Raw genomic sequence first — 26,424 nt, forward strand, 5'->3', positions numbered from 1 at the left:
CTATGCTTCTTTTAGTTCAACTGTTATGTGACTAGTTCTTTTTCTAATTCTGAACGCACGACCTTGAGCTCTTGGCTGAATACGCTTTAAAGTTGGACCTTCGTCCGCTTTAATTGTACCGATAACTAGGTTATCTAGATCATACTTCTCAGAATCAGCTGCGATAGCTAATCCACTATTAATTAATTTTGTTAAAACAAGTGCAATTTCTTTCTTCTCTTGGAAGCGTAAGATTTTTAGCGCTTCAGAAGCTTTCTTCTTTCTAATTAGATCGCAAACCTGTCTTACTTTTCTTGGTGCGATACCAACTCTACTGTTTCTAACTGTAATGGCCATCTGACCTCTCCTTATTCAACTCTAACTTTACTATCTCTTCTTAGCTTTCTTATCTGCACCGTGACCGAAGTATGTTCTAGTTAGTGCAAATTCACCTAATTTATGTCCAATCATGTTATCTGTTACATAAACCGGTATGAATTTTTTTCCGTTGTGAACGGCAAAAGTAAGTCCGATGAACTCAGGAACAATAGTTGATCTTCTAGACCAAGTCTTGATCACTTTGTTACCTTTGTTACCTTCTTCTTGCATTTGTAGAGCTTTTTTCATTAAGCTAATATCAACAAATGGACCTTTTTTTAATGAACGGGCCATATTAATCTCCTACTACTTTCTTCTCTTAACGATGAACTTATCAGTTCTCTTATTAGTTCTAGTCTTGTAACCCTTAGTTGGTGTTCCCCATGGTGATACTGGATGACGTCCACCTGAAGTTCTACCTTCACCACCACCGTGTGGGTGATCAACTGGGTTCATAGCAACACCACGTACAGTTGGTCTGAAACCAAGCTTTCTCTTACGTCCAGCTTTACCAATGTTACGTTTTTCATGATCAAGATTACCAACTTGACCGATTGTTGCTACACAATCAACTTCAACTTTTCTAAGCTCACCTGATGGCATTCTAAGAAGAGCAAAACGACCTTCTTTAGCCATAATTTGAACGTAAGAACCAGCAGAACGTGCTAGCTGACCACCAGCTCCTGGGTACATTTCTACGTTGTGTACAAGAGTACCAACTGGAATGTCCTTAAGCTTCTTAGCATTTCCTACTTTAATATCTGCATCTGCAGAAGCGATTACCTTATCACCAACTTTTAGACCAAGTGGAGCTAGGATGTAGCTTTTTTCACCGTCTAAGTAAGCGATAAGTGCAATATTACAAGTTCTGTTCGGATCGTAAGAGATCGCTTGAACAGTTGCAGGGATATCTGTTTTATTTCTTTTGAAATCAATAATTCTGTATCTTCTCTTAACTCCACCACCTCTGTGTCTAACAGTGATACGTCCAGAGTTATTTCTACCTGCAAAATTTTTCTTAACAGCTGTAAGGCCTTTAACTGGCTTTACACCTTTTGTTAACTCATCACTATTTACGACTTGCATCTTTCTTAGTGAAGGAGTTGTTGGTTTAAATCTTTTAATACCCATAATTTCCTCAGCTAACTAGTTAAACACCTTTAAAAAATTCAATCTTTTGACCTTCCGCTAATTGAACGAAAGCCTTCTTGAATTTACTAGTCTTTTTTACACCTTTACCAGCTCTTTTAACTTTACCTGGAGTGATGTTTGTCTTTACATTTAAAACTTTCACATCATATAGAGCTTCAACAGCATTCTTGATTTGATGCTTGTTTGCTTTTAGATCAACTACAAAACCAAAACGGTTCTGGCTGTCTGTAGCAACAGAAGTCTTTTCAGTGATAAGTGGTTTCTTTAATACATTTTCTAACGTCGCCATAATCTACACCAACTTATTTAATAGGGTTTCTAATGCACTCTTTTCGATAACTAGGTTTTCAAATTTTACTGCTTCGTATACAGAGAAACCTTCTACGGCCATCCCTTTACCCCACTGTAAGTTCTTCACTGCTCTAAGAGCTGGTGAGTTTTTATCAGCAGTTACTACTAAAGCAGGAAGTAAACCCTTACCATTTAATAGAGTGTACATTTCTTTAGTTTTACCAGTTGATTCAATTGTATCTACTACTGTCAACTTTCCAGCTTGGAGTTTGTCAGCAAGTACAGATTGAATTGCAACCTTTGCCATTTTCTTGTTAACTTTTTGAACATAGCTTCTTGGGCTTGGACCGTGAACAGTTCCACCGCCTACCATAAGAGACGATCTAATTGAACCTTGTCTAGCTCTACCTGTACCTTTTTGCTTGAATGGTTTTGCACCACCACCGCTAACATCTGAACGACCTTTAACACAAGCATTACCTTGTCTTCTTCCCGCTAGAGTAGCTTTAACAACCTGGTGAACAGCCGCTACATTAATATCTTCAGCAGTTAAGCTTACTGGAGCAGTAAGTGTTCCTGCATTTTCAAATTTCGAATTTAATACTGTTACATCACTCATAACTTCTTACCTCAGCCTACAATTACTTCTTAAGTGCTTTTGCAATTCTTACAAAACCATTTTTAGAACCAGGTACTGATCCCTTAAGTAGCATGTATCCTTTATCTTGATTAACTTCAACAACCTTGATGTTTTGGATTGTTTTTGTGTCACAACCCATGTGACCAGGCATTCTTTTGTTCTTCCAAACCTTACCAGGAGTCGCTCTGTTACCGATCGAACCACCACGTCTGTGAAACTTAGAACCGTGAGTAGCAGGTCCACCTTTGAAGTTGTGACGCTTCATTTGACCTTGGAACCCTTTACCTTTTGATGTACCTGTTACATCAACATATGTAGAAGCTTCAAATGACTCTAGAGATAGATCTTTACCTAAGTTAGCAGCATCTACGCCTTCTGTTCTAACTTCTGCAAATTTTACAAAGTTATTTTCAACATTAGCAGCTTTAAGGTGACCTTGAGTTGGCTTGTTTACAAGCTTTTCTCTTTTTTCGTAGTAACCTACTTGGTAAGCCTCGTAACCATCTTTGTCTAAAGTTTTAACTTGTGTAACTTTGTTAGGAATTAACTTGATAACTGTAACTGGAACGTGATTCCCAGCTTCATCAAAGATTCTTGTCATACCAGCTTTAACACCATAGATAGTATTAAGCGATACAGTAGCAGTAGTCTCAACTGCTTGAGTTTCTTCTGTCATTTTGCCTCCACAGCATCACTCTTCTCCAAGAGATGCATGCATGGTTAATAATAAAAATTTTTTTCGTTTATACTAGTACTTGATCTCTACGTCAACACCAGCTGATAGATCTAACTTCATTAGGCTATCAACAGTTTGTTGAGTTGGATCAACGATATCAATTAGTCTCTTGTGCGTTCTCATTTCGAATTGCTCACGAGATTTTTTATCTTTGTGAGGTCCTCTAAGAACTGTAAACTTGTTAATTTCTGTTGGTAATGGGATTGGACCCGCTACTCTTGCGCCTGTCTCTTTAGCTGTTTGTACGATCTCATCAACTGAGCTATCTAGAAGCTTGTGATCATATGCGCGTAATTTAATTCTTAACTTAGAAGCTTTCATACTCATCCTATTATCAATTTTAAAAGTTGAACCTGACTTTTACTGTTTTTTTGGGCCTATTGTCAAATTATTTTTACGCTAGGCCATATATTTTTTACGCGTCAATTCAAAATATTGAGCATAAAAAAGGGGTGATTTAAAAATCACCCCAATATTTAACTAAAAATTAGTCTAGAATTTCAGATACTGTACCAGCACCGATTGTTCTACCACCCTCACGGATTGCGAACTTAAGACCTTTTTCCATCGCGATTGGAGTAATTAGCTCTACTGCGAAAGAAGTGTTGTCACCTGGCATAACCATTTCAACACCGTCTGCAAGTGTGATATCACCTGTTACGTCTGTTGTTCTGAAGTAGAACTGTGGTCTATAACCTTTGAAGATTGGAGTGTGACGTCCACCTTCATCTTTTGAAAGGATATATACTTCACAGTTAAATTTCGCGTGTGGCTTAACTGAACCTGGCTTGATTAGACACTGACCACGCTCTACTTCTTCACGCTTAACACCACGTAGAAGAAGACCAACGTTATCACCTGCTCTACCTTCGTCAAGAAGCTTTCTGAACATCTCAACACCAGTTACAGTTGTTTTAGTTGTTTCTTTAATACCAACGATTTCGATTTCTTCGTTAACTTTGATAATCCCTCTTTCAACACGTCCTGTACAAACTGTACCACGTCCTGAAATTGAGAATACGTCTTCTACTGGCATTAGGAAGTCAAGGTCTGTTGCTCTAGCTGGAGTTGGGATGTACTCATCAACTTGTGCCATAAGCTCTAGAACTTTATCTTTACCAATTGCATCGTCTCTCATTTCAAGAGCTGCAAGTGCAGAACCAGCTACGATAGGAATATCGTCACCTGGGAAGTCGTATGAAGATAGAAGTTCTCTTACTTCCATCTCTACTAGCTCAAGTAGTTCTTCGTCATCTACTTGGTCTACTTTATTTAAGAATACTACGATCGCTGGTACACCTACCTGACGTGCAAGAAGGATGTGCTCTCTAGTTTGTGGCATTGGCCCATCAGCCGCTGAACATACTAGGATCGCTCCGTCCATTTGTGCTGCACCTGTAATCATGTTCTTTACATAGTCAGCGTGACCTGGACAGTCTACGTGTGCGTAGTGTCTGTTAGCTGTTTCGTATTCAATGTGTGAAGTATTGATTGTAATACCTCTAGCTTTTTCTTCTGGTGCTGAATCGATTTCGTCGAATTTTCTTACGGCACCACCAAGTGCGTTAGCTAATGTGATTGAAATTGCCGCTGTAAGAGTTGTCTTACCGTGGTCAACGTGCCCGATCGTACCAATGTTTACGTGGGGCTTACTTCTGTCAAAAGATTCTTTTGCCATCTTTTACTCCTGCGTTATTACTTAGTTTAGTAGTTAAAAAATCTAAAGTGTTTTAGATGTATATTCCTCGTTTTTCAAGTATTTCTTTGGCCATATTCATAGGAATCTCTTCATATCTATCAAAATTCATCGTGAAGCTAGCACGACCCTGAGATTTTGAACGTATATCTGTTGAGTATCCAAACATTTCCGATAGCGGAACTTCTGCATCGATAACTTCTTTATCTTGCTTTACACCCATCGAATGGATCTTTCCGCGTTTCATATTAATGTCTGAAATAATATCACCTGTGTAATCAGAAGGTGTTACGATTTCAAGACTCATTTTAGGCTCTAGTAATGATAGGCCAGCTTTTCGGCATGCAGCTCTAAAAGCATTAGAAGCAGCAATAGCATAAGCTACTTCTGAACCTTCATCATCATTAAATTCAGCGGCAACAAGTTTCGCTTTAATATTAATAAATGGATAACCCGCAAGAGCACCACCCATAGATGTATCCTTAATACTCTTTTCAATAGCATCAATAAATTCTTGTGGTAAATCCCTTTTAGTTAATTCAGTTTCAAATAAGACACCAGCTTGCGAATCAGCTTGCTCAACTTCAATAACAGCGTTTCCAAATACCATTTTACCAGCTTGTTCGCGGTGAAATGTATCTGATTCTTTAGCTGTTGACGTGATACTTTCACGATATGAAACTTGAGGATCACCAACACGGATACCTACTTTGAACTCTCTTTCTAAACGATCACAAATAATTTCAAGGTGAAGTTCACCCATACCAAAAATTAGAAGTTGACCTGTTTCTTTATTATGTTGAAAAGAGAATGATGGATCTTCTAGCTTAAGTTGACCTAGGGAACTCATTAGCTTCTTTTCATCATTTGCTGTTTTTGGCTCAATCGCTACTGAAATAACCGATTCTGGAAAATCCATTAGATCATAAATTATAGTACGATTTTCGGCACAAAGTGTTTCACCAGTAACAGTTTCCTTTAAACCAGAAATTGCAATGATATCTCCGGCCTTAGCTTCTTGTAATTCAGTTCTTTTGTCAGCATGCATTTGAAGAATTTTATTAACTCTCTCACGCTTACCCTTATGTGGATTATAAACCTGTGCACCAGACTTAATTGTTCCTGAATAAATTCTGAAAAATGTTAAAGATCCAACAAACGGGTCCGTTGCAATCTTGAAAGCAATTCCAGAAAATGCTTCTTCAGTATCAGGTTTTCTAATTTCTTCTTTATCGTGATTCTTACCGTTAACACCTTTGACTTCCCCACGATCAACTGGAGAAGGAAGGTATGCGCAAACCGCATCTAGTAGAGGCTGAACACCTTTGTTCTTGAAAGCTGACCCACAAAGAACAGCAACGAACTCGTGATTAATAACAGCTTCTCTAATTGCTGTAACAATTCTTTCTTCAGTAATTTCTTCACCCGAAAGATAGTCTTCAGCAAGCTGATCATCATAATCGGCTAATGTTTCAATAAGCTCTTCACGTGCTAACTGAGCATCATCTTCAAGCTCAGAAGGAATATCTTCGATTTGCACAGTTGAACCTAGGTCTTCGTCCTTAAAAAGCACGGCCTTCATTGCAACTAAATCAACAACACCTCTAAATGTATCCTCTGCACCAATTGGTAATTGAATAGCAGCCGCTGTTTTTCCAAGTTTTTCTCTGATCTCATCAAGACACATTTGAAAGTTTGCCCCAACGCGATCCATTTTATTAACAAAAGCAATTCGAGGAACCTTATACTTATCAGCTTGGCCCCATACAGTCTCAGATTGAGGCTCTACACCAGCTACAGCGTCGAATACACCAACTGCACCATCTAAAACTCTAAGAGCTCTCTCAACCTCAATTGTGAAGTCTACGTGACCTGGTGTATCGATGATATTGATATTAGTTTTGTTCCAAGTACAAGTCGTCGCAGCAGAAGTAATAGTAATCCCACGTTCCTGCTCTTGAACCATCCAGTCCATAGTAGCAGCACCATCATGAACCTCACCAATCTTGTGGCTTTTTCCCGTGTAGTAGAGAATACGTTCAGTTGTCGTCGTTTTACCCGCATCAATATGCGCCATAATTCCGATATTACGAATATTTTCTAAACTCATACAAAGTCCTTAAAAATTTAATTTTTGCAGACATATAATTAACATAAATATGGAATTTTAGATAGGAATAAAACTTTGGAGAATAAATGGTTTTAGAAATAAAAAGGCTCCCATTAGGGAGCCTTCTATTAGTTTATTATGGACTTTATTGCTTATTTTCGAACTACCACTTAAGGTGAGCAAAAGCTTTGTTAGCTTCTGCCATTTTGTAAGTGTCTTCACGCTTCTTAACAGCGCCACCTCTACCTTGAGAAGCATCGATGATTTCATCAGATAGTTTCTCAACCATAGTTCTACCACCACGTGATCTAGCATAGTCTCTCAACCATCTTAGAGCTAGTGATTGTCTTCTGTTATTTCTAACTTCAACTGGAATTTGGTAAGTTGCACCACCAATACGACGAGACTTAACCTCTACCGCTGGCTTAATGTTAGAAAGGGCTTTCTTAAATACCTTTAACGGCTCTTCACCAGTTTTTGATTCAACTCTTTGAAGTGCACCATAAAAGATTTTTTCAGCAACAGATTTTTTTCCGTCTTTCATAAGTGCGTTTACACACTTAGCAACTACAACGTCTTGAAAGATCGGATCTGGAAGTACTTCTCTCGTCTGTGCTCTATGTTTTCTACTCATATTTTTTCTCCTTCACCGGAAACAGTTAAAACTGATCGATTACTCACCTCATGCCATGTTGCAATCGGTGTCACAATTAGTTAACTAAAAATTATTTCTTTGGTCTCTTACAACCGTACTTAGATCTTCTCTGTCCTCTTTTATCAACACCTTGGCAGTCTAGTGTACCTCTAATAGTGTGATAACGAACCCCTGGAAGGTCTTTTACTCTACCACCACGAATCATAACGATCGAGTGCTCTTGTAGATTGTGTCCTTCACCACCAATGTATGAAGTAACTTCAAATCCACTTGTTAGTTTTACCCTACAAACCTTTCTCATAGCTGAGTTTGGTTTCTTAGGAGTAGTTGTATATACTCTTGTACATACACCGCGTCTTTGAGGACACGCTTTTAAGGCAGGTGACTTAGTTTTTTCAACTTTATCAGTTCTACCTTTTCTAATTAATTGGTTAATCGTAGGCATTTCCGCTCCTTAACTACAACAATATTTCCACAATAAAAATAGGCTTTTAAGCCCATAATAAACTATAGAGGGATGGTGTAACACACCACCCCTCAATTAAGCAAGTTTTTATAGCATAAGTGTAGAAGTTTCTTCTAGAGAATCATCTTCTTCAACAAATGCTTCGTAATCACGGTACTTCGAGATACCAGAACCAGCTGGAATCAGGCGACCCATAAGTACGTTCTCCTTAAGACCACGTAATAAATCTTTTTTACCTTCAAGCGATGCTTGAGTTAAGATCTTAGTTGTCTCTTGGAAAGATGCAGCTGATAAGAATGAATCAGTAGAAAGAGCTGCTTTAGTAATACCAAGTAGAACTGGTCTTGCTTGAGCTGGCTCATATCCATCAGCAACTAGTTGCTCATTTGTTTCAAGTAATTCTGCTTTAGTTACAGAATCACCAACAACAAATGTAGAGTCACCTGGATCAGTTACTTCAACTTTCTTAAGCATTTGAGAAACGATTACCTCAATGTGCTTATCATCGATATCTACACCTTGTAGACGGTATACAGCTTGAATCTCATCAACGATGTATCCTGCAAGTTCTTTAATACCAAGTACTCTTAGGATATCGTGTGGGTTAGCTGGACCATCCATAATAGCTTCACCTGAACGGATATAGTCACCTTCGTTTACAGTTACATAGCGTCCCTTAGGAATTGTGTAAACTACTGGATCAGATCCATCTTCAGGTCTAATAAGAATTCTTCTAGAACCTCTTACTTCAGCACCAAACTCGATTGTACCAGTTACGTCAGCAATCTGAGATGCTTGAGCAGGTTTTCTAGCTTCGAAAAGCTCAGCTACTCTTGGAAGACCCCCAGTAATATCTTTTGTTTTCGTCGTTTCACGAGAAACTTTAGATACTACGCTACCAACTTCAACTTCATCACCTTCAGTTACAGTTAGTGTTGCACCAACTTGTAGACGGTAAGAAGCTTGTCTGTTTGTTCCAGGAACAATAATTGGGTTTCCATCAGCATCAAGAATCGTAATTCTTGGTTGAAGTGAAGGATCCTTAGTTTCTGTTACAGTTCTTTGAGTTAGACCTGTTACTGCATCTGTTTGCTCAGCAAGAGTTGCACCAACTACTAAGTCTTCAAACTTAACAAAACCAGCTACTTCTGTAAGAAGTGGAATCGAGAACGGGTCCCATTCAATCAGAGTATCCCCTACGTTTACTTCACTACCTTCAGAGAAGTGTAGCTTTGAACCGTAGATTGCTGGATATTTTTCTTTTTCAACACCACGAGCATCTTTAATGATAAGCTCACCAGTCTTGTTCATAACAAGAAGACCAGTTGGTGTTTCAACAGTTACAACATTGTTGTATACAACTTTACCAGATGTACGAACAGTTGTTTTATTTACTTGTGCACCAGCTGTTGCTGTACCACCAACGTGGAATGTACGCATTGTAAGCTGTGTACCAGGTTCACCAATTGACTGAGCAGCGATAACACCAACAGCTTCACCAACTGAAACCATTGTACCTCTTGCAAGGTCACGTCCGAAACAAGCCGCACAGAAACCGTGTCTTTCGTTACAAGTAAGAACAGATCTAACCTTGATTTGGTCAACTTCTTTCTCTTCTAGTAACACAAGGTCTTTTTCTGTAAGTAGGTGACCTGTTTGAAGAACCTCATTACCTTCTGCAGAGATAACTGGAGCTGCTGTTACACGGCCCATTGCTCTAGAAGCAACGTGCTCTACAACTTCACCAGACTCAATACGAGAAGTTAGTGTAATACCATCAGTTGTTCCACAATCTTCAGCTCTAATGATACCGTCTTGAGCAACGTCTACTAGACGTCTCGTTAGGTAACCAGAGTTTGCAGTCTTCAGGGCAGTATCGGCTAGACCTTTACGAGCACCGTGTGTAGACGTGAAGTATTGTAGTGCCGATAGACCTTCACGGAAGTTTGAAGTAATTGGCGTTTCAATAATCTCACCAGATGGCTTGGCCATTAGACCCCTCATCGCAGCAAGCTGTCTCATCTGCTGTGCAGAACCCCTTGCTCCTGAGTTTGCCATCATATAAAGAGCGTTGAATGAAGGAGCGTAAATTGGCTCTTCACCTTCTTTATCTGAAGTAAATTCATCAGTAGAAATTTTCTCAAGCATAACCTTAACAAGTTTCTCTGTAGTTTGTGACCAAACGTCAACAACCTTGTTATATCTCTCACCATTAGTGATCGAACCTTCGTTATACTCTTCTGTAATTCCGTGAACTTCATCATGAGCTTCTTTAAGAATTCCTTCTTTTTCAGAAGGGATTTCCATATCAACAACGTTAATAGAAATACCAGCTTTTGTAGCATTGCTATAACCAAGTTGCATAAGACCATCAGCAAGTAGAACAGTATCTTTTTCAGATCCTCTTCTGTAAGCAAGGTCAAGAAGCTTAACTAGTTCTTTCTTACCAAGAATGATGTTTACGTCTTCGAAGTTTAGACATGAAGGAACGATATCGAATACGAATGTACGTCCAACAGTAGTCTCATGTACTTCACCACCAATACGTACTTTAATTGGTGCTTGTAGGTGTAGGTTACCTGAGTGGTAAGCAAACTGAGCTTCTTCTTTAGAAGAGAAAGTTTTCCCGTATCCACGAGCATATGGTCTAACACGAGTCATGTAGTAAAGACCAAGTACGATATCCTGAGATGGAGTAATAATTGGTGAACCATCTTTTGGAGAAAGAATATTATTTGTCGACATTGCAAGAACACGACACTCAATTTGAGCTTCAAGTGATAGAGGAACGTGAACGGCCATCTGGTCACCGTCGAAGTCGGCGTTGAATGCAGTACAAACAAGAGGGTGAAGACGGATAGCCTTACCTTCAATAAGTACAGGTTCGAAACCTTGGATACCAAGTCTGTGAAGAGTTGGTGCACGGTTAAGAAGTACTGGGTGCTCTTGTACAACTTCTTCAAGGATATTCCATACTTCTTCTTTTTGTTGCTCAACCATACGCTTAGCAACTTTAATAGTAGTACAGTGTCCTTTTTCAATTAGCTTGTTGTAGATAAACGGCTTGAAAAGTTCAAGTGCCATAAGCTTAGGAAGACCACACTGGTGAAGTCTTAAGCTTGGACCAACAACGATTACAGAACGTCCTGAGTAGTCAACACGCTTACCAAGTAGGTTTTGACGGAAACGTCCTTGCTTACCTTTTAACATATCAGAAAGTGATCTTAGTGGACGCTTGTTAGCACCAGTAAATACTTTACCACGACGACCATTATCAAATAGAGCATCTACTGCTTCTTGAAGCATTCTCTTTTCGTTTCTGATGATGATTTCAGGAGCATTAAGTTCTTTAAGTCTTCTAAGACGGTTGTTTCTGTTAATAACACGTCTGTATAGATCGTTAAGATCTGAAGTTGCAAAACGTCCTGCTTCAAGTGGAACAAGAGGTCTTAAGTCTGGTGGAAGGATAGGAATAACATCCATCATGAACCACTCAGGCTTGTTTTCAGACTTCATAAGAGATTCAACAACTCTTAATCTTTTAACAAACTTAGTTCTTGCCATCTCTGTAGTTGCGTTAGCAAGACCACGTCTTAGGTTTTTATTTTCAAGATCGATATCAAGCTTAGAGAGTAGCTCTTGAACAATTTCTCCACCCATACCAGCTTCGAAATCAATACCTTGATCTTTTAGTTCATAATATTGTTGCTCAGAAATTACGCGACCTACATCTAGACCACCTTCAACACCATCAGTTGCTGAAGCAGTTACGATATATGCTTCATAATATAGAACTTTTTCAAGTTCTTTAAGAGAAAGGTTAAGAAGAGCAGCCATTCTTGATGGAAGTGAACGTAGGAACCAAATGTGAGCAACTGGAGTTGCTAGTTCAATGTGTCCACATCTTTCACGACGTACTTTTGAAAGTGTAACTTCAACACCACACTTCTCACATACAACACCTCTGTGCTTCATTCTCTTGTACTTACCACAGATACATTCGTAATCTTTTACTGGTCCGAAAATCTTTGCACAGAATAAACCGTCTCTTTCTGGCTTATAAGTTCTATAGTTAATAGTTTCTGGTTTTTTTACTTCACCAAATGACCACTCTCTGATTGTATCAGGAGAAGCAAGCTTGATAGATACACCTTCAACGCTTACTGGATCTTTTGGCTTATCAAAAAAGTTTAAAAGGTCTTTCATTTTTTTATGCCCTCTTAATATACGGCAGGACTAAGCCTGCCATAAATTAACGAATAGATTCTTCAATTCTGTCTTCTTCAAGTTTAACGTCTAGACAAAGTGCTTGAAGCTCTCTGATTAGAACGTTGAACGATTCAGGAAGACCTGGTTCTAGTACTTGCTCACCTTTAACGATTGACTCATACATTCTTGTTCTACCGATAACGTCATCTGACTTAACAGTTAAGAACTCTTGAAGAGTATAAGCTGCACCGTATGCTTCAAGTGCCCAAACTTCCATTTCCCCAAGTCTCTGACCACCGAACTGAGCCTTACCACCAAGTGGCTGCTGAGTTACAAGTGAGTAAGGACCTGTAGAACGTGCGTGAAGTTTTTCGTCTACAAGGTGGTGTAGCTTAAGCATGTACATAACACCAACAGTAACGTCCTCTGCGAAAGCATCACCAGTCTTACCATCAAATAGAGTTGTTTTACCATTTGACTCAAGATCAGCTAACTCAAGCATTTCTCTGATATCTGCTTCTGAAGCACCATCAAATACTTTAGTAGAGAAACGAACACCGCTTGTAAGTTTCTTAGCAAGGGCCATAACAACATCATCTGCTGCAGACTTTAACCAAGCTTCAACTTCTGGCGTCTTATAAATTTTGTAAATGAAATCCTTAATCTCGTGAACTTTCATTTGCTCTTCAAGCATAACCTTGATTTTTTCACCAAGACCACGTCCGGCCCATCCAAGGTGAAGCTCAAGAAGCTGTCCGATGTTCATACGAGAAGGTACCCCTAGTGGGTTAAGTACGATTTCAACAGGTGTACCATCAGCAAGATAAGGCATATCTTCACGTGGAACTACGTTAGAAATAACACCTTTGTTACCGTGACGACCGGCCATCTTATCACCTGGCTGAAGCTTACGCTTAATCGCAACGTATACAGTAATCTTTTTGATTACACCTGGAGGAAGTTCATCACCTCTATGAAGTTTTGCAATCTCATCAGTTGTCTTAGCTCTAACTCTGTTGATCTTGTTTCTAACATCTGCGAAATACTCAGATAGTTTTTCTTCAAGCTCAGCTTGTAGTGGTAAGTAACCAATTAGCTCAAATGGAATTGATGCAAGAATTTCACCTGTAATCTCTGTTCCTTTAGAAAGTAGTTCAGCTGAACCATCTTCAGAAACAAGTACATCAGTAACTTTTGCACCTTTAAGCATATCTGCAATCTTAAGAATTGCTGAAGTTTGGATTGCCTTAATCTCAATTCTTTCATCTCTTCTTAGAAGAGTTGTCTCTTGCTCGATAATATCCTTAGATCTTGAACAAAGCTCAACACCTTCACGAGTATAAACTCTAGCATCAATTACTGTACCGTAAACAGATGAAGGAACTCTTAGTGAAGTATCTTTTACGTCACCAGCTTTATCACCGAAGATAGCTTTAAGAAGTTTTTCTTCTGGAGAAAGTTGAGTTTCACCTTTTGGTGTAATTTTACCAACTAGGATGTCTCCTGGCTTAATGATAGCACCAACTCTAACGATACCAGCTTCATCAAGATCTTTTAAAGACTCTTCTGAAACGTTTGGAATATCGCGAGTGATTTCTTCTTTACCAAGTTTAGTATCACGAGCTTCAACTTCGAATGCTTCGATGTGAATTGAAGTAAACACGTCTTTTGCAAGAAGGTCTTCAGAAATCAGGATCGAGTCTTCGTAGTTATAACCACCCCATGGCATGAATGCTACAAGTGGGTTTTGCCCTAGTGCTAGGTCACCGTTATCAGTACCAGGTCCGTCAGCAAGAACGTCACCTTTCTTAACGATATCACCTTCTTTTACAAGAGCTTTTTGGTTATTACATGTGTTCTGGTTAGTTCTTTGATATTTTACTAGTTTGTAAATATCTACACCAGACTCACCGTCTTTGAAGCTATCTCTTTGAATAACAATTCTGTTTGAATCAACAAAGATAACTCTTCCGTTGTCGTTTGCTACAAGAACTGCGCCAGAATCTCTAGCTACAATTCTTTCAGTACCAGTACCAACGATAGGAGCTTCAGTTTTAACAACAGGCACGGCCTGTCTCATCATGTTCGATCCCATTAGGGCACGGTTGGCATCATCGTGCTCTAGGAAAGGAATTAGTGATGTTGCAACTGAGATCATCTGAGTTGGAGAAACGTCCATCAGGTTAACTTCTGATGCATCAACAAGTGTGAATTCACCAGAAGCACGTGCTGCAACTTGAGCACCAACTAGCTGACCTTCTTTAATGTTATTAGCATCGATCTGAGCGATAACTTTACCTTCCTCTTGGAAAGCAGTGAAATACTCTACATCACCAATCTTTTGATCTTCACCAATAGTTAGGTATGGAGTTTCAATGAAACCGTATTCAGATACTTTTGCAAATGTTGCAAGAGAAGTAATTAGACCAATGTTTGGTCCTTCAGGAGTCTCAACCGGACACATTCTTCCGTAGTGAGTTACGTGAACGTCACGAACTTCGAAAGATGCTCTTTCTCTCGTTAGACCACCTGGCCCAAGAGCTGAAAGACGACGCTTGTGAGTTACTTCTGAAAGTGGGTTCGTTTGATCCATAAACTGTGAAAGTTGTGATGAACCAAAGAATTCCTTAACGGCAGCAGCAACTGGCTTTTGATTAACAAGATCGTATGGCATCATTGTATCAATTTCTTGAATTGCCATTCTTTCTTTAACCGCTCTTTCCATACGAACTAGACCAACTCTAAATTGGTTTTCAAGTAGTTCACCTACAGGTCTAACACGTCTGTTACCTAAGTGGTCGATATCATCAACACGTCCCTTACCGTTGTTAAGTTCAACAAGGTACTGGATAGTTGTAATAATATCTTCTTTAGTTAAAACAGTGTTCTCAACAGGAACATCAGTCTTAAACTTATAATTGATTTTCATACGACCAACACGAGATAGGTCATATCTTTCTTCATCAAAGAAAAGTCCTTGGAAAAGAACTTCAGCAGCTTCAACCGCTGGAGGTTCACCTGGTCTTAATCTTTCGAAGATTTTTAGAAGTGCATCTTCTTTAGCATCTGTTTTATCTAGAAGAAGAGTGTTTCTGATCTGATCACCAAAGTTGATCATATCAATGTAAAGACATTCTACTTCAGATACACCAGCAGCAATTAGTTCCTGAATCTTTGCTTCAGAAAGCGCTTCGTTAGCAAGACAGATTACTTCACCAGTAGTTTCATTGAAGATATCTTTAGCTGCAACTTTACCTACAACCTCTTCAAGCTGAGCAGGAATTTCAGTTACACCAGCATCCGCTAATCTCTTAATAGATGCTTTAGAGAATTTCTTCCCTTTTCTAACAATTGCTTTACCAGTTTTTGGATCAAGAACATCATTTGTTGCACGAGTTCCAGTCATTAGAGATAGGTCTAATGATCTTACAAACTCACCATTCTTAGCAAACTTGATTGTTTCAATATTGTAGAACATATCAAGAATTTCTTCAGTACTGAAACCAAGCGCTTTAAGAACTACAGTTGCATGTAATTTTCTTTTTCTATCAATTCTAGCAAATAGAATATTCTTATGATCGAATTCGAAGTCTAGCCAAGAACCTCTGTGAGGAATAATTCTTGCAGAGTAAAGAAGCTTACCACTTGAGTGCTTCTTCCCACCGTCGTGTTCAAAAACGATACCAGGAGATCTGTGAAGCTGAGAAACAATAACTCTCTCAGTTCCGTTATATACAAAAGAACCAGTCTCTGCCATCAGAGGAATGTTTCCTAAGTAAACTTCCTGTTCTTTAATTGAAGAAACAGTTCTTTGTTCATTACCATCTTTGTCAACAGCTACATCATAGAATACTAGACGAACAACTACCTTAAGTGGCGCTTCATATGAAAGGCCTCTTTGACGACACTCTTTTACAGTGTACTTAGGTTGTTCTAGTGAGTAGCTTACGAACTCTAACGATACAGTTTTGTTAAAGTCGTGGATTGGAAATACAGAGTTGAATACAGCCTGTAATCCCATTTCTTCTCTTTGAGAAGGAGGTACGTCCTTTTGAAGGAAATCATCATAGGACTTCTTTTGTAGAAGCATGAGTGGAGGCGTCTCTAACACAGATGGTGTTGAGGCAAAGTTCTTACGAAACCACTCGTTTGGTCTAAAAACCTCAGTCATTATGGTTCTCCCGGGTTTTAATTGTTTTAACGTGCACGTATATTTTTTAGTTACTTAATAACTTTTTTTTTCGGTTTTTACAAACGCAAAAAAGGTGTGAAGATCGCTAAATCTCCACACCTGTATTTTTTAATTTTTTATGCAATGAGCAAGGGGCTTAAATTACTTAAGCTCAACCTTTGCACCAGCAGCTTCAAGTTTTTTCTTGATTTCTTCTGCTTCTTCTTTAGATACTGCTTCTTTAACAGTCTTTGGAGCACCTTCAACCATTTCTTTTGCTTCCTTAAGACCTAGACCAGTGATTCCTCTAACTTCTTTAATAACGTTGATTTTCTTAGCACCTGCGTCAGCAAGAACAACGTCAAATTCAGTTTTTTCTTCAGCAGCAGCACCACCAGCAGCAGCACCAGCAACAGCTACAGGAGCAGCTGATACACCAAATTTTTCTTCAAGTTCTTTAACTAGCTCAGCTACTTCAAGAACAGTCATGTTTGAGATTTTTTCAATTAATTGATCATTTGTAATAGACATATATAACTCCTAAAAATTTAAAATAACTTTAACTCTAACTTTGTTAATTACTATTCTGCAGATTCTTCAGCTGCAACTGGCGCAGCTTCAACGCCTGCTTCTTTTTGCTCTTTAATTGCATTAAGAACTCTAGCAAATGCTGAGATCGGTGCATTAAATGTCGCAAGAAGAGTACCAAGCATCTCATCACGAGATGGTAGGTCTGCAATTGCATTTACTTCTGCTGGTGTTAGTGCTTTACCATCAAGTAAACCACCTCTAAGCTCTACTAGTTCAAACGCTTTTCCACATTCTTTTAGTGCCTTAGCAACAGCTGGTGCTTCTTCAAATGCGAAAGCAACAGCTTGCGTACCTTTAAGACCAGAAAGTAATCCTTCTGCATCTGTTCCGGCCGCTGCCTTAGAAAAAAGTGTGTTACGAGTAACAACTAGCGATCCACCCGCTTCGCGGATAGATTTTCTTAGAGCTGTGGCGTCATTAGATGGTAGTCCAATAACGTTTGTTAGAAAGATAGCGTTGGCATCAGTGATCTTCTTTTTTAGACCATCGATGATAACGTCTTTCTCTGCTCTAGTTAACATCGTTTACCTCCTAAACTACTGGAGGGAGATTTCATGCAGGCTTTATGTAGCTTCAAACTTAATCAGCAGCTACACCGACAATCATCAACCCCTTATTATTTTGCTGCGATAGTTGCAGCTTCTAAAGTATCAATTTTAAGACCTGGCCCCATAGTCGTACTTAAAGTAAGTGACTTAAGGTAAGTACCTTTTGCAGAAACAGGCTTAGCTTTAATAATTGCTGTAATCATTGTGTCAATGTTCTTTCTTAAATCTTCATTTGTGAAAGATGACTTACCGATTGGAACGTGAATAATACCGTTCTTCTCAGTTCTATATTCAACCTTACCAGCTTTTTGCTCTTTAACTGCGTTTTCAACATTAGGAGTAACTGTTCCTAATTTTGGGTTAGGCATTAGACCTCTAGGTCCTAGGATTCTAGCAACACGTCCAAGTTTACCCATCATATCTGGAGATGCGATAACTCTATCAAAGTCAAGCCATCCACCTGCGATCTTAGCAACGATATCGTCACCACCAACGTAATCTGCACCAGCTGCTTCAGCTTTAGCTACGTTGTCACCAGATGTAATAACACAAATCTTTACTGTTTTACCTGTACCAGCTGGAAGTGCTAGTGCACCTCTGATCATTTGGTCTGCGTGTCTTGGGTCAACACCAAGTCTGAACGCTAGATCTACAGTTTCATCAAAGTTTGCGAACTTAACTTCTTTAGCAAGGTTAATTGCTTCATCGATAGTGTAAGTCTTAGTTGTATCTACTTTTGCAAGTGCTTCTGTATATTTTTTCGATTTCTTAGCCATTGTAACACCTCTTAGTAATCTAGTTTGATACCAGCTGAACGACATGAACCTTCGATGATTCTTTCCGCTGCTTCTTGAGTAGCTGCTGTTAAGTCTGGTCTTTTCGCTTCAACAATTTCTTCAATAATTTTCTTAGATACTGTTGTTACAACTTCTGTTCCTGGCTTCTGTGCCCCTCTCTTAAGCTTTAGCTTATCTTTAAGAAGGTATGAAGCTGGAGGTGTCTTAGTAATGAAAGAAAAAGAACGATCTGAGTATACTGTAATGATTGTTGGAAGCATTACACCTGCATCTTTCTGAGTCTTTGCATTGAAAGCCTTACAAAATTCCATAATGTTTACACCTTTTTGACCTAGTGCCGGTCCAACTGGTGGTGATGGGTTTGCTTTCCCACCTGGAATTTGTAGCTTAATGAAACCTGTGATTTTCTTAGCCATAAATTTCTCCTGCGAACTTTTGTTCTACCAACTATTATTAATTTTTTTCAACCTGAGAAGCATCTAATTCTACCGGTGTTGGTCGACCAAAGATAGAAACGTTTACTTTCAGTTTTCCATTTTCATTTACAGATTCAATCGTACCGATGAATGAAGCGAAAGGTCCTTCAATAACCTTAACCTCTTCTCCTTCAGAGAAGTCCACAGTAGTACGTGACTTTTTGAAGCCACCAGTAGATTTACCTGTCATATATGCAGCCTCTTCATCTGATAAAGGCGCTGGTTTGTCAACAGTACCGCCAACAAAACCTGTAATTTTATCTGTATCTTTTACTAGGTGCCAAGTGTTCTCATTCATAAGCATTTGAATTAAGACATAACCTGGAAAAAGCTTCTTTGTGATAGTTCTTTTTCTTCCACCCGCATGAGAAGTAACTTTTTCTTCAGGAACTACAATTTCACCAAATGAATCAGTTAGCTTATAGTTAACAATTCTTTCACGAAGAGTTTTTTGAACTTTGTTTTCTTGACCAGTAAGAGTCTTTGCAATGTACCAACGAAAATTAGGATTAACTGTAGCTTCACCTTCAGACGATTCTACGGCCATTTCTTCGTTAGTTAGTTCTTTTTCTGTTTCGTTGTTATCAACCATTTCTATCTCACTTAATCAATTAAAGGTATAAATTAAAGAATAATGTCTAGTAGCTGTCTAAATGTATAGTCTACTAATACAAAAATTCCACTTACAATGCTTAGTGCGATTACTAAACCAATTGTTGTCTTTAAAACGTCATCTTTGTTAGGCCAAACAACTTTTACAAGTTCAGCATAAACATCCTCAAGCATAGTAGAAGCATTCTTGTTTTTAGCAATTACTAGGAAGACAATCAGACCTACAACAATTCCTGCAACTTGTACCGTAATAGGAAAGTTTGGAACCTTTGCTTCAAGATCGAACCACTCACTTAATTGTTCGAGGAATCTAATAGTAATAAAACCACAAATCGCACTTACGGCAGCAACAAATGCATTAATCCATTTTTTGCTGTCTTCACTCTTAATGAGGGACATCTCAAATCCTTTTTTACCTAAATTAAACGTATAAGTACCAGATTATATCCCTTAATTAACATGGTTTGGCAAGAGCTAACGCGAAAATAGGATAAATTTGCAGTCAAAATAAATAATATTTGGAAAAAGTGGCGGGCGCATGAGGACTCGAACCTCAAACCTACTGATTTGGAATCAGCCGCTCTACCATTGGAGCTATACACCCGTTTGACTTGGAAACATAAATTACCGAAAAAGGCCTACCTCGTCAATCTCTTATTACTATAAATATTTCCATAATCTTGAATACGGTTCAATCTGAGGGTAGTGTAGCGAATCGCCAACGCGACATTTATTTATTTTGGAGAGAAAACAACATGAAGTATTTAGTACTATTAATGCTTACACTAAACATCAATGCGGCCATCTTTGTATCAGATTCATGTTCTGAAGATCAGAGAGACATGCTTATCAAAGATACTCAGAAATCTCGTGCAGACATGAAAAGCATCATTAAGGATCTTAGAGAGTACAAAAAACAGAACCCGTACATGAGCAAGAATGTTGAAAAGAAAATCAACAAGGCCATCGTAGTAATGAAATGTTCACTGGCAAGAACTTACTGGACTAAACATAAATGTGTTGAGCCATATGGTGGCGCAATCGCTTATACATATGCTGTTATCGGTAAAACTGTATATATCACACCAAGCTACTGGGAATATGATATTGAAGGCCGTCAAGGGATTGTACTTCACGAACTAACTCACAAGTGTGGAACTGGAGATGCTGATTACTTTTGGACACGTAAACCAAAAGATACTAATGGTACACCTTGGTCTGATATTGCTGATACATATAGATATTGGCAACAAAATGGAACTTGTATTCCAGAGATCGATTGTTAAAAAGATAAATTAAAATTTAGGCATAAAAAAGGGGAGCATAGCTCCCCTTCCTTATATCTTGAATATATCAAATATTAGTCAAGAATTTCAGATACTGTACCAGCACCGATTGTTCTACCACCCTCACGGATTGCGAACTTAAGACCTTTTTCCATCGCGATTGGAGTAATTAGCTCTACTGCGAAAGAAGTGTTGTCACCTGGCATAACCATTTCAACACCGTCTGCAAGTGTGATATCACCTGTTACGTCTGTTGTTCTGAAGTAGAACTGTGGTCTATAACCTTTGAAGATTGGAGTGTGACGTCCACCTTCATCTTTTGAAAGGATATATACTTCACAGTTAAATTTCGCGTGTGGCTTAACTGAACCTGGCTTGATTAGACACTGACCACGCTCTACTTCTTCACGCTTAACACCACGTAGAAGAAGACCAACGTTATCACCTGCTCTACCTTCGTCAAGAAGCTTTCTGAACATCTCAACACCAGTTACAGTTGTTTTAGTTGTTTCTTTAATACCAACGATTTCGATTTCTTCGTTAACTTTGATAATCCCTCTTTCAACACGTCCTGTACAAACTGTACCACGTCCTGAAATTGAGAATACGTCTTCTACTGGCATTAGGAAGTCAAGGTCTGTTGCTCTAGCTGGAGTTGGGATGTACTCATCAACTTGTGCCATAAGCTCTAGAACTTTATCTTTACCAATTGCATCGTCTCTCATTTCAAGAGCTGCAAGTGCAGAACCAGCTACGATAGGAATATCGTCACCTGGGAAGTCGTATGAAGATAGAAGTTCTCTTACTTCCATCTCTACTAGCTCAAGTAGTTCTTCGTCATCTACTTGGTCTACTTTATTTAAGAATACTACGATCGCTGGTACACCTACCTGACGTGCAAGAAGGATGTGCTCTCTAGTTTGTGGCATTGGCCCATCAGCCGCTGAACATACTAGGATCGCTCCGTCCATTTGTGCTGCACCTGTAATCATGTTCTTTACATAGTCAGCGTGACCTGGACAGTCTACGTGTGCGTAGTGTCTGTTAGCTGTTTCGTATTCAATGTGTGAAGTATTGATTGTAATACCTCTAGCTTTTTCTTCTGGTGCTGAATCGATTTCGTCGAATTTTCTTACGGCACCACCAAGTGCGTTAGCTAATGTGATTGAAATTGCCGCTGTAAGAGTTGTCTTACCGTGGTCAACGTGCCCGATCGTACCAATGTTTACGTGGGGCTTACTTCTGTCAAAAGATTCTTTTGCCATGACTTAAGTCTCCTTAAAAAAGTTAAACAAAACATTATGTTTGTCTTAATAACTATATACCTAAAAGCTAATTTGAGTTGTAAGTATCGACTATATTCATCTTAGATTCAACATAAAAAAAATGCCATCCAAGCTAAAATCTAACCCACAAATTACATAGTGCCATTTTGATAACATAAAAAACTTGAATTGCCAGTAAAATCTATACTTAAGGGCACAAAAAAGTTTATTAATAGAAAACAAAATGGAGCTCACGACGGGATTTGAACCCGTGACCTCTTCCTTACCAAGGAAGTACTCTACCCCTGAGCCACGCGAGCAAAAAAATAAGATTAGTGTATTTTAATAATGAGTTTGGATTTTTGGCAAAAAAAAAGATCCTCTAGGAGGATCTTTTTAATGGAGCGGGCGACAAGGTTCGAACTTGCGACATTCAGCTTGGAAGGCTGACACTCTACCAACTGAGTTACGCCCGCATAAGATTTAATTTTTATAACCTTTCAAAAACAATCTGTAAAGATTTATTTTTAAAATGGTGGCGAGAGATGGATTCGAACCATCGAAGGGATACCCCGACAGATTTACAGTCTGTTGCCTTTGGCCACTCGGCAACCTCGCCACAACCGCTGTAAAAAAATGGAGCTGGCAATAGGACTCGAACCTACGACCTGCGGTTTACAAAACCGCTGCTCTAGCCAACTGAGCTATGCCAGCAAACATTCTTGCGATGGAAATAAGTTATAAAGTAGAATTAAAAACCTGGCAAGCTTTTTTTAACTTATTTTTTAGAAAAAACTTTTTCCATTGCAATTGCCGCAGCAACCGATACATTCAGAGACTCAATTTTGCCCATTGGCTCTAAACGGATTTTCTTTTCCAGTAGACGAACTGTTGCATGTGACAGTCCTCTATCTTCTGCCCCAAGTACAAGGCACTTAATTCCATTAATTTCACCAAGCTCATTATCATCAGTATGCTCTGTAAGCCCTATAGGAGTTACATTACGCTTAATTAGTGCAGATAAAAACTTAGGTAAAGAATTGCATTTAACGATGTCAATATACTCAAGAGCACCAGAAGCAATACGGGCCATCGAAGGTCCAATATTGAAATTATTTTTTACTGCAAAAACAATATGAGTAACATTGTAAAACGCTGCTGTACGCATGATTGCACCAGCGTTGTGGACATCTGTTACTCCATCTAGACATAAAATTTTAACTTCTTCACCATTATCAATAGAATCAAATAATGGCTTTGTTTCTAAAATTTCTTTTTGACTTGTTAACAAGAAAACACCTGACGGAACTCTTGAGTATTGAAATTCCTGCTCAGTATAAAGTTCCTTAGCAAGCTCTTGAACTTTGTGAGAAGAAACTAATTTAACTTTGATTCCATCAAGTTCTTGTTTCTTAATCCCACCCATCTTGTATAGCTTATCAATTCCCTCTTCACAGGCAACAAGCTCAATTGTTTTACGTTTAGGATTACGAATTGCATGTACAATCGAATGTACTCCTACAATGATATCTTGTTCCATTACAGGTCCTTTAAAAGCTCATTAACTTTCGAAATAAGTTGGTCTTGAGATACTTTTATTTTTTCACCAGTACGTCTAACTCTGATTTCTAGAAGACCATCTTCTTTGTGATCTCTTTCTCCAAGAACAACTTGAAGAGGTAACCCTAGAAGATCTGCATCCTTAAATTTGAATCCAGGTCCAGCCTTTCTATCATCATAAATAACTTCTAACCCTGCTGATATAAGCTCTTTATGAAGTTCATCAGCTTTGGCTTTGTATTCATCAGACTTAGTAATTGCAACGAAAGATAAATTATAAGGAGCAATTGCTGCTGGCCATATGATTCCATTTTCATCATGGTTTTGCTCAATCGCTGCTGCAACTAAACGAGTTACACCAATACCGTAACAACCCATTAAAGGTGTCGCAGCTTTTCCATTTTGATCGAGAATAGTTACCCCCATTCCCTTCGTATACTTGTCACCAAGTTGGAAAATGTGCCCTACTTCAATTCCTCTTTTAAGCTCAACTTGGTGTTTTCCATCAAGAGTATAATCACCAGAACAGGCAAGTCTAAGATCAGCAATCTTAATATCTTTAAGCTGCTCATTTGCGACAAAATTCTCTAAGTGCATATCAACTTTATTTGCACCTACGATGTAAGCCGCGTCTAAATCGATCTGTGCATCAAATACAATTTCTAAGTTATCGATCCCAACTGGACCAATGAAACCTTTCTCAAGACCTAATGTCTTTAGTTCATTATCAGTAGCAGCGATTAAGTCACGACCTGGATAAACTTTTTCTAGTTTTAGTTCGTTTAACTCATCATCACCTAATAGAAGTGCTAGTACAAAAATTTCATCTTCTTCATTCTTTGCTTTATAAACTAGAGACTTAATTGAATGAAATTCTTTCTTTCCTAAGAAATCACAAACGTCTTTTATCGTTGCTTTACCAGGTGTTGCAACTTCGGCCATATCACCTGTTCTAGCTGCACTTTCAACTTTTCTTAAAGTTTTTGCCGTTTCAATATTTGCTGCATATCCTGCTTCATTTGAATAAATAATTGCATCTTCACCTGCATCTGCGATCACTTGAAACTCGTGTGTTTTCGCTTCACCATCGGCCATGGCCCCACCATCTGCAACAACAGCGGAGAATTCAAGACCTAAACGATTGAAGACATTTTCGTATGCTCGATAAAGGTTGTCATAGACTTCATCAAGACACTCTTTTGTCGCATGAAATGAATATGCATCCTTCATGATAAATTCGCGTCCACGCATCAGTCCAAAGCGAGGTCTTATCTCATCACGAAATTTTGTATTTATCTGATATACCGTTAAAGGTAGATCTTTGTATGATTTGATTGTTTTTCTAAAAACATCAGTGATGGCCTCTTCATTTGTCGGCGAAATACAAAGATCACGATCTGCCTTATCCTTAAACTTAAGCATCTCGCCACCCATCTTGTCCCAGCGCCCAGTTTCTTGCCAAAGCTCTCCTGGAGTTACAACAGACATTAGCATTTCATAACATCCGGCCTTATCCATTTCTTCGCGAACAATTTGTTCTACTTTGCGAATTGAACGATAACCCATTGGTAGATAATTATATAGTCCAGCTGCTGACTTATGAATTAAACCTGCTCTCATCATTAGCTGGTGTGATGCAATTGTTGCATCCGCTGGCACTTCTTTATAAGTTTGCCAAAATCCCTTTGATAGAATCATAGTATTCTCTCTCTTTTATAACGCGTGAAAATCCATACCATTGTACACGCTGTAATTCACACAATAAATGTTAAATATTTTTATATCGACTGATTAAAATGACGGCGCAAGGGCCATGGGCAGATCAAAAGCTTGAACTGCTTCTTTCTCAAGTGATGTTGCCGATACAATTTCATATGCATCAGGTGTCTCAAGAAGCTTGCGGCAAAGAACATTGTGAACGTGGTGTCCAGACATGTAAGTTGTGATTTTTCCAGCAATTTCATAACCTAGAAGGCTGATATCACCTACAGTATCAAGAATCTTATGTCTTACGAATTCATCATCAAAACGTAATCCATCTGGATTCATAACTTTAAAATCATCTAGAACAATTGCATTATCAAGAGATCCACCCTTAATTAGGCCTTTTCTCTTTAACATATCAACATCTCTTAATAGACCAAACGTACGCGCTCGACCAATTTCAGCGATGTAATTCTCGCAAGTAAATTCAAATACTTTACGTTGAGTTTTAATAATAGGGTGCTTAAAAACGATAGTAGAATCGATCACTAGCTTTTCACAAGGTTCAATTCTCGCCCATTTTTCGCCAACTTTTACTTCTACTGCTTTAGTAACTACTAGAAATTTCTTAGTTTTATGAAGTTGTTGGATTCCGGTCTCTTTAATAACATAAAGAAATGAAGCGCCTGAACCGTCCATAATTGGAACCTCTGGCCCATCAATTTCAATATAACAATTATTAATTCCGAAACCATAAAGAACAGATAGAAGGTGTTCAACAGTATGAACTGCACCTGGACCTGAGCCAATTGCTGTATTGTTCTCAGTAGCTCCTACAGTATCTGCAGTAGCCTTTAGCACTTGTGAATCTTTAATGTCAGTTCTCTTAAACTGGATACCAGAATCTGCTTCTGAAGGATGTAGAGTCATTGTCACCTTCTTTCCAGAATGGATCCCAATTCCTGTAATCATCACTTTTTTCGCTATAGTTCTTTGGTTTAACATTAAAAATCACCTAATTTTAAGTACTTTCTGTAATTTTAAACTGAGCAGCAATATATAGCAAGTATCGTCATACATGAGCAAAATATTACTGAATTTC

General features: G+C 38.6%; 24 protein-coding genes and 5 tRNA genes. 1 reads left to right on the plus strand and 28 read right to left on the minus strand.

Translation table 11 applies throughout. The features are described 5' to 3' along the window. The 20 genes from rplV to ACMAYL_RS08580 all read right to left on the minus strand — a co-directional run bounded on the left by rplV (position 1) and on the right by ACMAYL_RS08580 (position 20,111). Positions 1-336 (minus strand): 50S ribosomal protein L22, encoded by a 336-nt coding sequence (gene rplV, locus ACMAYL_RS08485; protein ID WP_103219252.1) that lies wholly within the window; start codon positions 334-336, stop codon positions 1-3. A 30-nt stretch (positions 337-366) separates the two neighbouring features. Next, positions 367-651 carry a 30S ribosomal protein S19 gene (gene rpsS, locus ACMAYL_RS08490; RefSeq protein WP_021266332.1) on the minus strand — a complete coding sequence of 95 codons (285 nt, stop codon included), beginning with the start codon at positions 649-651 and terminating at the stop codon, positions 367-369. A gap of 12 nt (positions 652-663) precedes the next feature. Beyond that, a complete protein-coding gene (gene rplB, locus ACMAYL_RS08495; RefSeq protein WP_103219251.1) occupies positions 664-1,488 on the minus strand; it encodes a 50S ribosomal protein L2 in 825 nt (274 codons plus the stop codon). A gap of 19 nt (positions 1,489-1,507) precedes the next feature. Beyond that, on the minus strand, positions 1,508-1,798 hold the full coding sequence (rplW, locus tag ACMAYL_RS08500) for a 50S ribosomal protein L23 (protein WP_103219250.1): 291 nt from the start codon (positions 1,796-1,798) through the stop codon (positions 1,508-1,510). A 3-nt stretch (positions 1,799-1,801) separates the two neighbouring features. Beyond that, a complete protein-coding gene (gene rplD, locus ACMAYL_RS08505; protein WP_103219249.1) occupies positions 1,802-2,419 on the minus strand; it encodes a 50S ribosomal protein L4 in 618 nt (205 codons plus the stop codon). Between the two features lie 22 nt (positions 2,420-2,441). Further along, a complete protein-coding gene (gene rplC / locus ACMAYL_RS08510; RefSeq protein WP_021265983.1) occupies positions 2,442-3,116 on the minus strand; it encodes a 50S ribosomal protein L3 in 675 nt (224 codons plus the stop codon). A 72-nt stretch (positions 3,117-3,188) separates the two neighbouring features. After that, the gene (gene rpsJ / locus ACMAYL_RS08515; protein WP_021265868.1) at positions 3,189-3,497 is read right to left on the minus strand and encodes a 30S ribosomal protein S10; all 309 of its coding nucleotides are present in this window, start codon (positions 3,495-3,497) and stop codon (positions 3,189-3,191) included. Between the two features lie 166 nt (positions 3,498-3,663). After that, entirely contained in the window at positions 3,664-4,854 is a 1,191-nt protein-coding gene (gene tuf / locus ACMAYL_RS08520) for an elongation factor Tu (protein ID WP_393022178.1), read from the minus strand. A 52-nt stretch (positions 4,855-4,906) separates the two neighbouring features. Further along, a complete protein-coding gene (fusA, locus tag ACMAYL_RS08525) occupies positions 4,907-6,982 on the minus strand; it encodes an elongation factor G (protein WP_103219303.1) in 2,076 nt (691 codons plus the stop codon). A gap of 163 nt (positions 6,983-7,145) precedes the next feature. Then, positions 7,146-7,616: a 30S ribosomal protein S7 gene (rpsG, locus tag ACMAYL_RS08530; RefSeq protein WP_103219304.1), complete on the minus strand. Its 471-nt coding sequence runs from the start codon at positions 7,614-7,616 to the stop codon at positions 7,146-7,148. Positions 7,617-7,707: 91 nt separating this feature from the next. Then, positions 7,708-8,082: a 30S ribosomal protein S12 gene (gene rpsL, locus ACMAYL_RS08535; RefSeq protein WP_021266546.1), complete on the minus strand. Its 375-nt coding sequence runs from the start codon at positions 8,080-8,082 to the stop codon at positions 7,708-7,710. 108 nt (positions 8,083-8,190) lie between these two features. Beyond that, on the minus strand, positions 8,191-12,309 hold the full coding sequence (gene rpoC / locus ACMAYL_RS08540) for a DNA-directed RNA polymerase subunit beta' (RefSeq protein WP_103219305.1): 4,119 nt from the start codon (positions 12,307-12,309) through the stop codon (positions 8,191-8,193). A gap of 46 nt (positions 12,310-12,355) precedes the next feature. Beyond that, positions 12,356-16,483, minus strand: a complete 4,128-nt coding sequence (rpoB, locus tag ACMAYL_RS08545) for a DNA-directed RNA polymerase subunit beta (protein WP_103219306.1) — start codon at positions 16,481-16,483, stop codon at positions 12,356-12,358. 162 nt (positions 16,484-16,645) lie between these two features. Beyond that, on the minus strand, positions 16,646-17,014 hold the full coding sequence (gene rplL, locus ACMAYL_RS08550; RefSeq protein ID WP_103219307.1) for a 50S ribosomal protein L7/L12: 369 nt from the start codon (positions 17,012-17,014) through the stop codon (positions 16,646-16,648). 50 nt (positions 17,015-17,064) lie between these two features. Continuing rightward, the gene (rplJ, locus tag ACMAYL_RS08555; protein ID WP_103219308.1) at positions 17,065-17,595 is read right to left on the minus strand and encodes a 50S ribosomal protein L10; all 531 of its coding nucleotides are present in this window, start codon (positions 17,593-17,595) and stop codon (positions 17,065-17,067) included. Between the two features lie 95 nt (positions 17,596-17,690). Further along, positions 17,691-18,398: a 50S ribosomal protein L1 gene (gene rplA / locus ACMAYL_RS08560; RefSeq protein ID WP_103219309.1), complete on the minus strand. Its 708-nt coding sequence runs from the start codon at positions 18,396-18,398 to the stop codon at positions 17,691-17,693. An 11-nt stretch (positions 18,399-18,409) separates the two neighbouring features. Continuing rightward, positions 18,410-18,835 (minus strand): 50S ribosomal protein L11, encoded by a 426-nt coding sequence (gene rplK / locus ACMAYL_RS08565; RefSeq protein WP_103219310.1) that lies wholly within the window; start codon positions 18,833-18,835, stop codon positions 18,410-18,412. A 37-nt stretch (positions 18,836-18,872) separates the two neighbouring features. Next, entirely contained in the window at positions 18,873-19,442 is a 570-nt protein-coding gene (gene nusG, locus ACMAYL_RS08570; RefSeq protein ID WP_368667192.1) for a transcription termination/antitermination protein NusG, read from the minus strand. Between the two features lie 77 nt (positions 19,443-19,519). Next, a complete protein-coding gene (secE, locus tag ACMAYL_RS08575) occupies positions 19,520-19,906 on the minus strand; it encodes a preprotein translocase subunit SecE (protein ID WP_103219312.1) in 387 nt (128 codons plus the stop codon). 129 nt (positions 19,907-20,035) lie between these two features. Next, a tRNA-Trp gene (locus ACMAYL_RS08580) sits at positions 20,036-20,111 on the minus strand. Positions 20,112-20,262: 151 nt separating this feature from the next. On the opposite strand from ACMAYL_RS08580, the gene ACMAYL_RS08585 reads away from it, so the two are divergent. Next, on the plus strand, positions 20,263-20,793 hold the full coding sequence (locus ACMAYL_RS08585; RefSeq protein WP_103219313.1) for a M35 family metallo-endopeptidase: 531 nt from the start codon (positions 20,263-20,265) through the stop codon (positions 20,791-20,793). A gap of 74 nt (positions 20,794-20,867) precedes the next feature. On the opposite strand, the gene tuf (ACMAYL_RS08590) is transcribed toward ACMAYL_RS08585, so the two are convergent. The 8 genes from tuf (ACMAYL_RS08590) to lpxC form a co-directional block, all read right to left on the minus strand. Beyond that, on the minus strand, positions 20,868-22,058 hold the full coding sequence (gene tuf / locus ACMAYL_RS08590) for an elongation factor Tu (RefSeq protein WP_393022178.1): 1,191 nt from the start codon (positions 22,056-22,058) through the stop codon (positions 20,868-20,870). A 245-nt stretch (positions 22,059-22,303) separates the two neighbouring features. Beyond that, positions 22,304-22,378, minus strand: a tRNA-Thr gene (locus ACMAYL_RS08595). Between the two features lie 80 nt (positions 22,379-22,458). Further along, positions 22,459-22,534, minus strand: a tRNA-Gly gene (locus tag ACMAYL_RS08600). A 57-nt stretch (positions 22,535-22,591) separates the two neighbouring features. Next, positions 22,592-22,677, minus strand: a tRNA-Tyr gene (locus ACMAYL_RS08605). A gap of 18 nt (positions 22,678-22,695) precedes the next feature. After that, positions 22,696-22,772, minus strand: a tRNA-Thr gene (locus tag ACMAYL_RS08610). A gap of 64 nt (positions 22,773-22,836) precedes the next feature. Further along, positions 22,837-23,598, minus strand: a complete 762-nt coding sequence (locus ACMAYL_RS08615; RefSeq protein WP_392994142.1) for a TrmH family RNA methyltransferase — start codon at positions 23,596-23,598, stop codon at positions 22,837-22,839. Then, positions 23,598-25,316: a proline--tRNA ligase gene (locus tag ACMAYL_RS08620; protein ID WP_103218705.1), complete on the minus strand. Its 1,719-nt coding sequence runs from the start codon at positions 25,314-25,316 to the stop codon at positions 23,598-23,600. The genes ACMAYL_RS08615 and ACMAYL_RS08620 overlap by 1 nt, the downstream gene beginning before the upstream one ends. Positions 25,317-25,409: 93 nt before the next feature. After that, positions 25,410-26,327 (minus strand): UDP-3-O-acyl-N-acetylglucosamine deacetylase, encoded by a 918-nt coding sequence (lpxC, locus tag ACMAYL_RS08625; RefSeq protein ID WP_103218704.1) that lies wholly within the window; start codon positions 26,325-26,327, stop codon positions 25,410-25,412. Positions 26,328-26,424: the final 97 nt, after the last annotated feature.

Source organism: Halobacteriovorax sp. RT-2-4, assembly GCF_047085445.1.
In the GTDB taxonomy this organism is placed as follows: Bacteria; Bdellovibrionota; Bacteriovoracia; order Bacteriovoracales; family Bacteriovoracaceae; genus Halobacteriovorax_A.

Bases quoted from the DNA above. Each gene is read 5' to 3' on its own strand.
- rplV (WP_103219252.1), bottom strand. From the start codon at position 336: ATGGCCATTACAGTTAGAAACAGTAGAGTTGGTATCGCACCAAGAAAA.
- rpsS (WP_021266332.1), bottom strand. From the start codon at position 651: ATGGCCCGTTCATTAAAAAAAGGTCCATTTGTTGATATTAGCTTAATG.
- rplB (WP_103219251.1), bottom strand. From the start codon at position 1,488: ATGGGTATTAAAAGATTTAAACCAACAACTCCTTCACTAAGAAAGATG.
- rplW (WP_103219250.1), bottom strand. From the start codon at position 1,798: ATGGCGACGTTAGAAAATGTATTAAAGAAACCACTTATCACTGAAAAG.
- rplD (WP_103219249.1), bottom strand. From the start codon at position 2,419: ATGAGTGATGTAACAGTATTAAATTCGAAATTTGAAAATGCAGGAACA.
- rplC (WP_021265983.1), bottom strand. From the start codon at position 3,116: ATGACAGAAGAAACTCAAGCAGTTGAGACTACTGCTACTGTATCGCTT.
- rpsJ (WP_021265868.1), bottom strand. From the start codon at position 3,497: ATGAAAGCTTCTAAGTTAAGAATTAAATTACGCGCATATGATCACAAG.
- tuf (WP_393022178.1), bottom strand. From the start codon at position 4,854: ATGGCAAAAGAATCTTTTGACAGAAGTAAGCCCCACGTAAACATTGGT.
- fusA (WP_103219303.1), bottom strand. From the start codon at position 6,982: ATGAGTTTAGAAAATATTCGTAATATCGGAATTATGGCGCATATTGAT.
- rpsG (WP_103219304.1), bottom strand. From the start codon at position 7,616: ATGAGTAGAAAACATAGAGCACAGACGAGAGAAGTACTTCCAGATCCG.
- rpsL (WP_021266546.1), bottom strand. From the start codon at position 8,082: ATGCCTACGATTAACCAATTAATTAGAAAAGGTAGAACTGATAAAGTT.
- rpoC (WP_103219305.1), bottom strand. From the start codon at position 12,309: ATGAAAGACCTTTTAAACTTTTTTGATAAGCCAAAAGATCCAGTAAGC.
- rpoB (WP_103219306.1), bottom strand. From the start codon at position 16,483: ATGACTGAGGTTTTTAGACCAAACGAGTGGTTTCGTAAGAACTTTGCC.
- rplL (WP_103219307.1), bottom strand. From the start codon at position 17,014: ATGTCTATTACAAATGATCAATTAATTGAAAAAATCTCAAACATGACT.
- rplJ (WP_103219308.1), bottom strand. From the start codon at position 17,595: ATGTTAACTAGAGCAGAGAAAGACGTTATCATCGATGGTCTAAAAAAG.
- rplA (WP_103219309.1), bottom strand. From the start codon at position 18,398: ATGGCTAAGAAATCGAAAAAATATACAGAAGCACTTGCAAAAGTAGAT.
- rplK (WP_103219310.1), bottom strand. From the start codon at position 18,835: ATGGCTAAGAAAATCACAGGTTTCATTAAGCTACAAATTCCAGGTGGG.
- nusG (WP_368667192.1), bottom strand. From the start codon at position 19,442: ATGGCCGTAGAATCGTCTGAAGGTGAAGCTACAGTTAATCCTAATTTT.
- secE (WP_103219312.1), bottom strand. From the start codon at position 19,906: ATGTCCCTCATTAAGAGTGAAGACAGCAAAAAATGGATTAATGCATTT.
- ACMAYL_RS08585 (WP_103219313.1), top strand. From the start codon at position 20,263: ATGAAGTATTTAGTACTATTAATGCTTACACTAAACATCAATGCGGCC.
- tuf (WP_393022178.1), bottom strand. From the start codon at position 22,058: ATGGCAAAAGAATCTTTTGACAGAAGTAAGCCCCACGTAAACATTGGT.
- ACMAYL_RS08615 (WP_392994142.1), bottom strand. From the start codon at position 23,598: ATGGAACAAGATATCATTGTAGGAGTACATTCGATTGTACATGCAATT.
- ACMAYL_RS08620 (WP_103218705.1), bottom strand. From the start codon at position 25,316: ATGATTCTATCAAAGGGATTTTGGCAAACTTATAAAGAAGTGCCAGCG.
- lpxC (WP_103218704.1), bottom strand. From the start codon at position 26,327: ATGTTAAACCAAAGAACTATAGCGAAAAAAGTGATGATTACAGGAATT.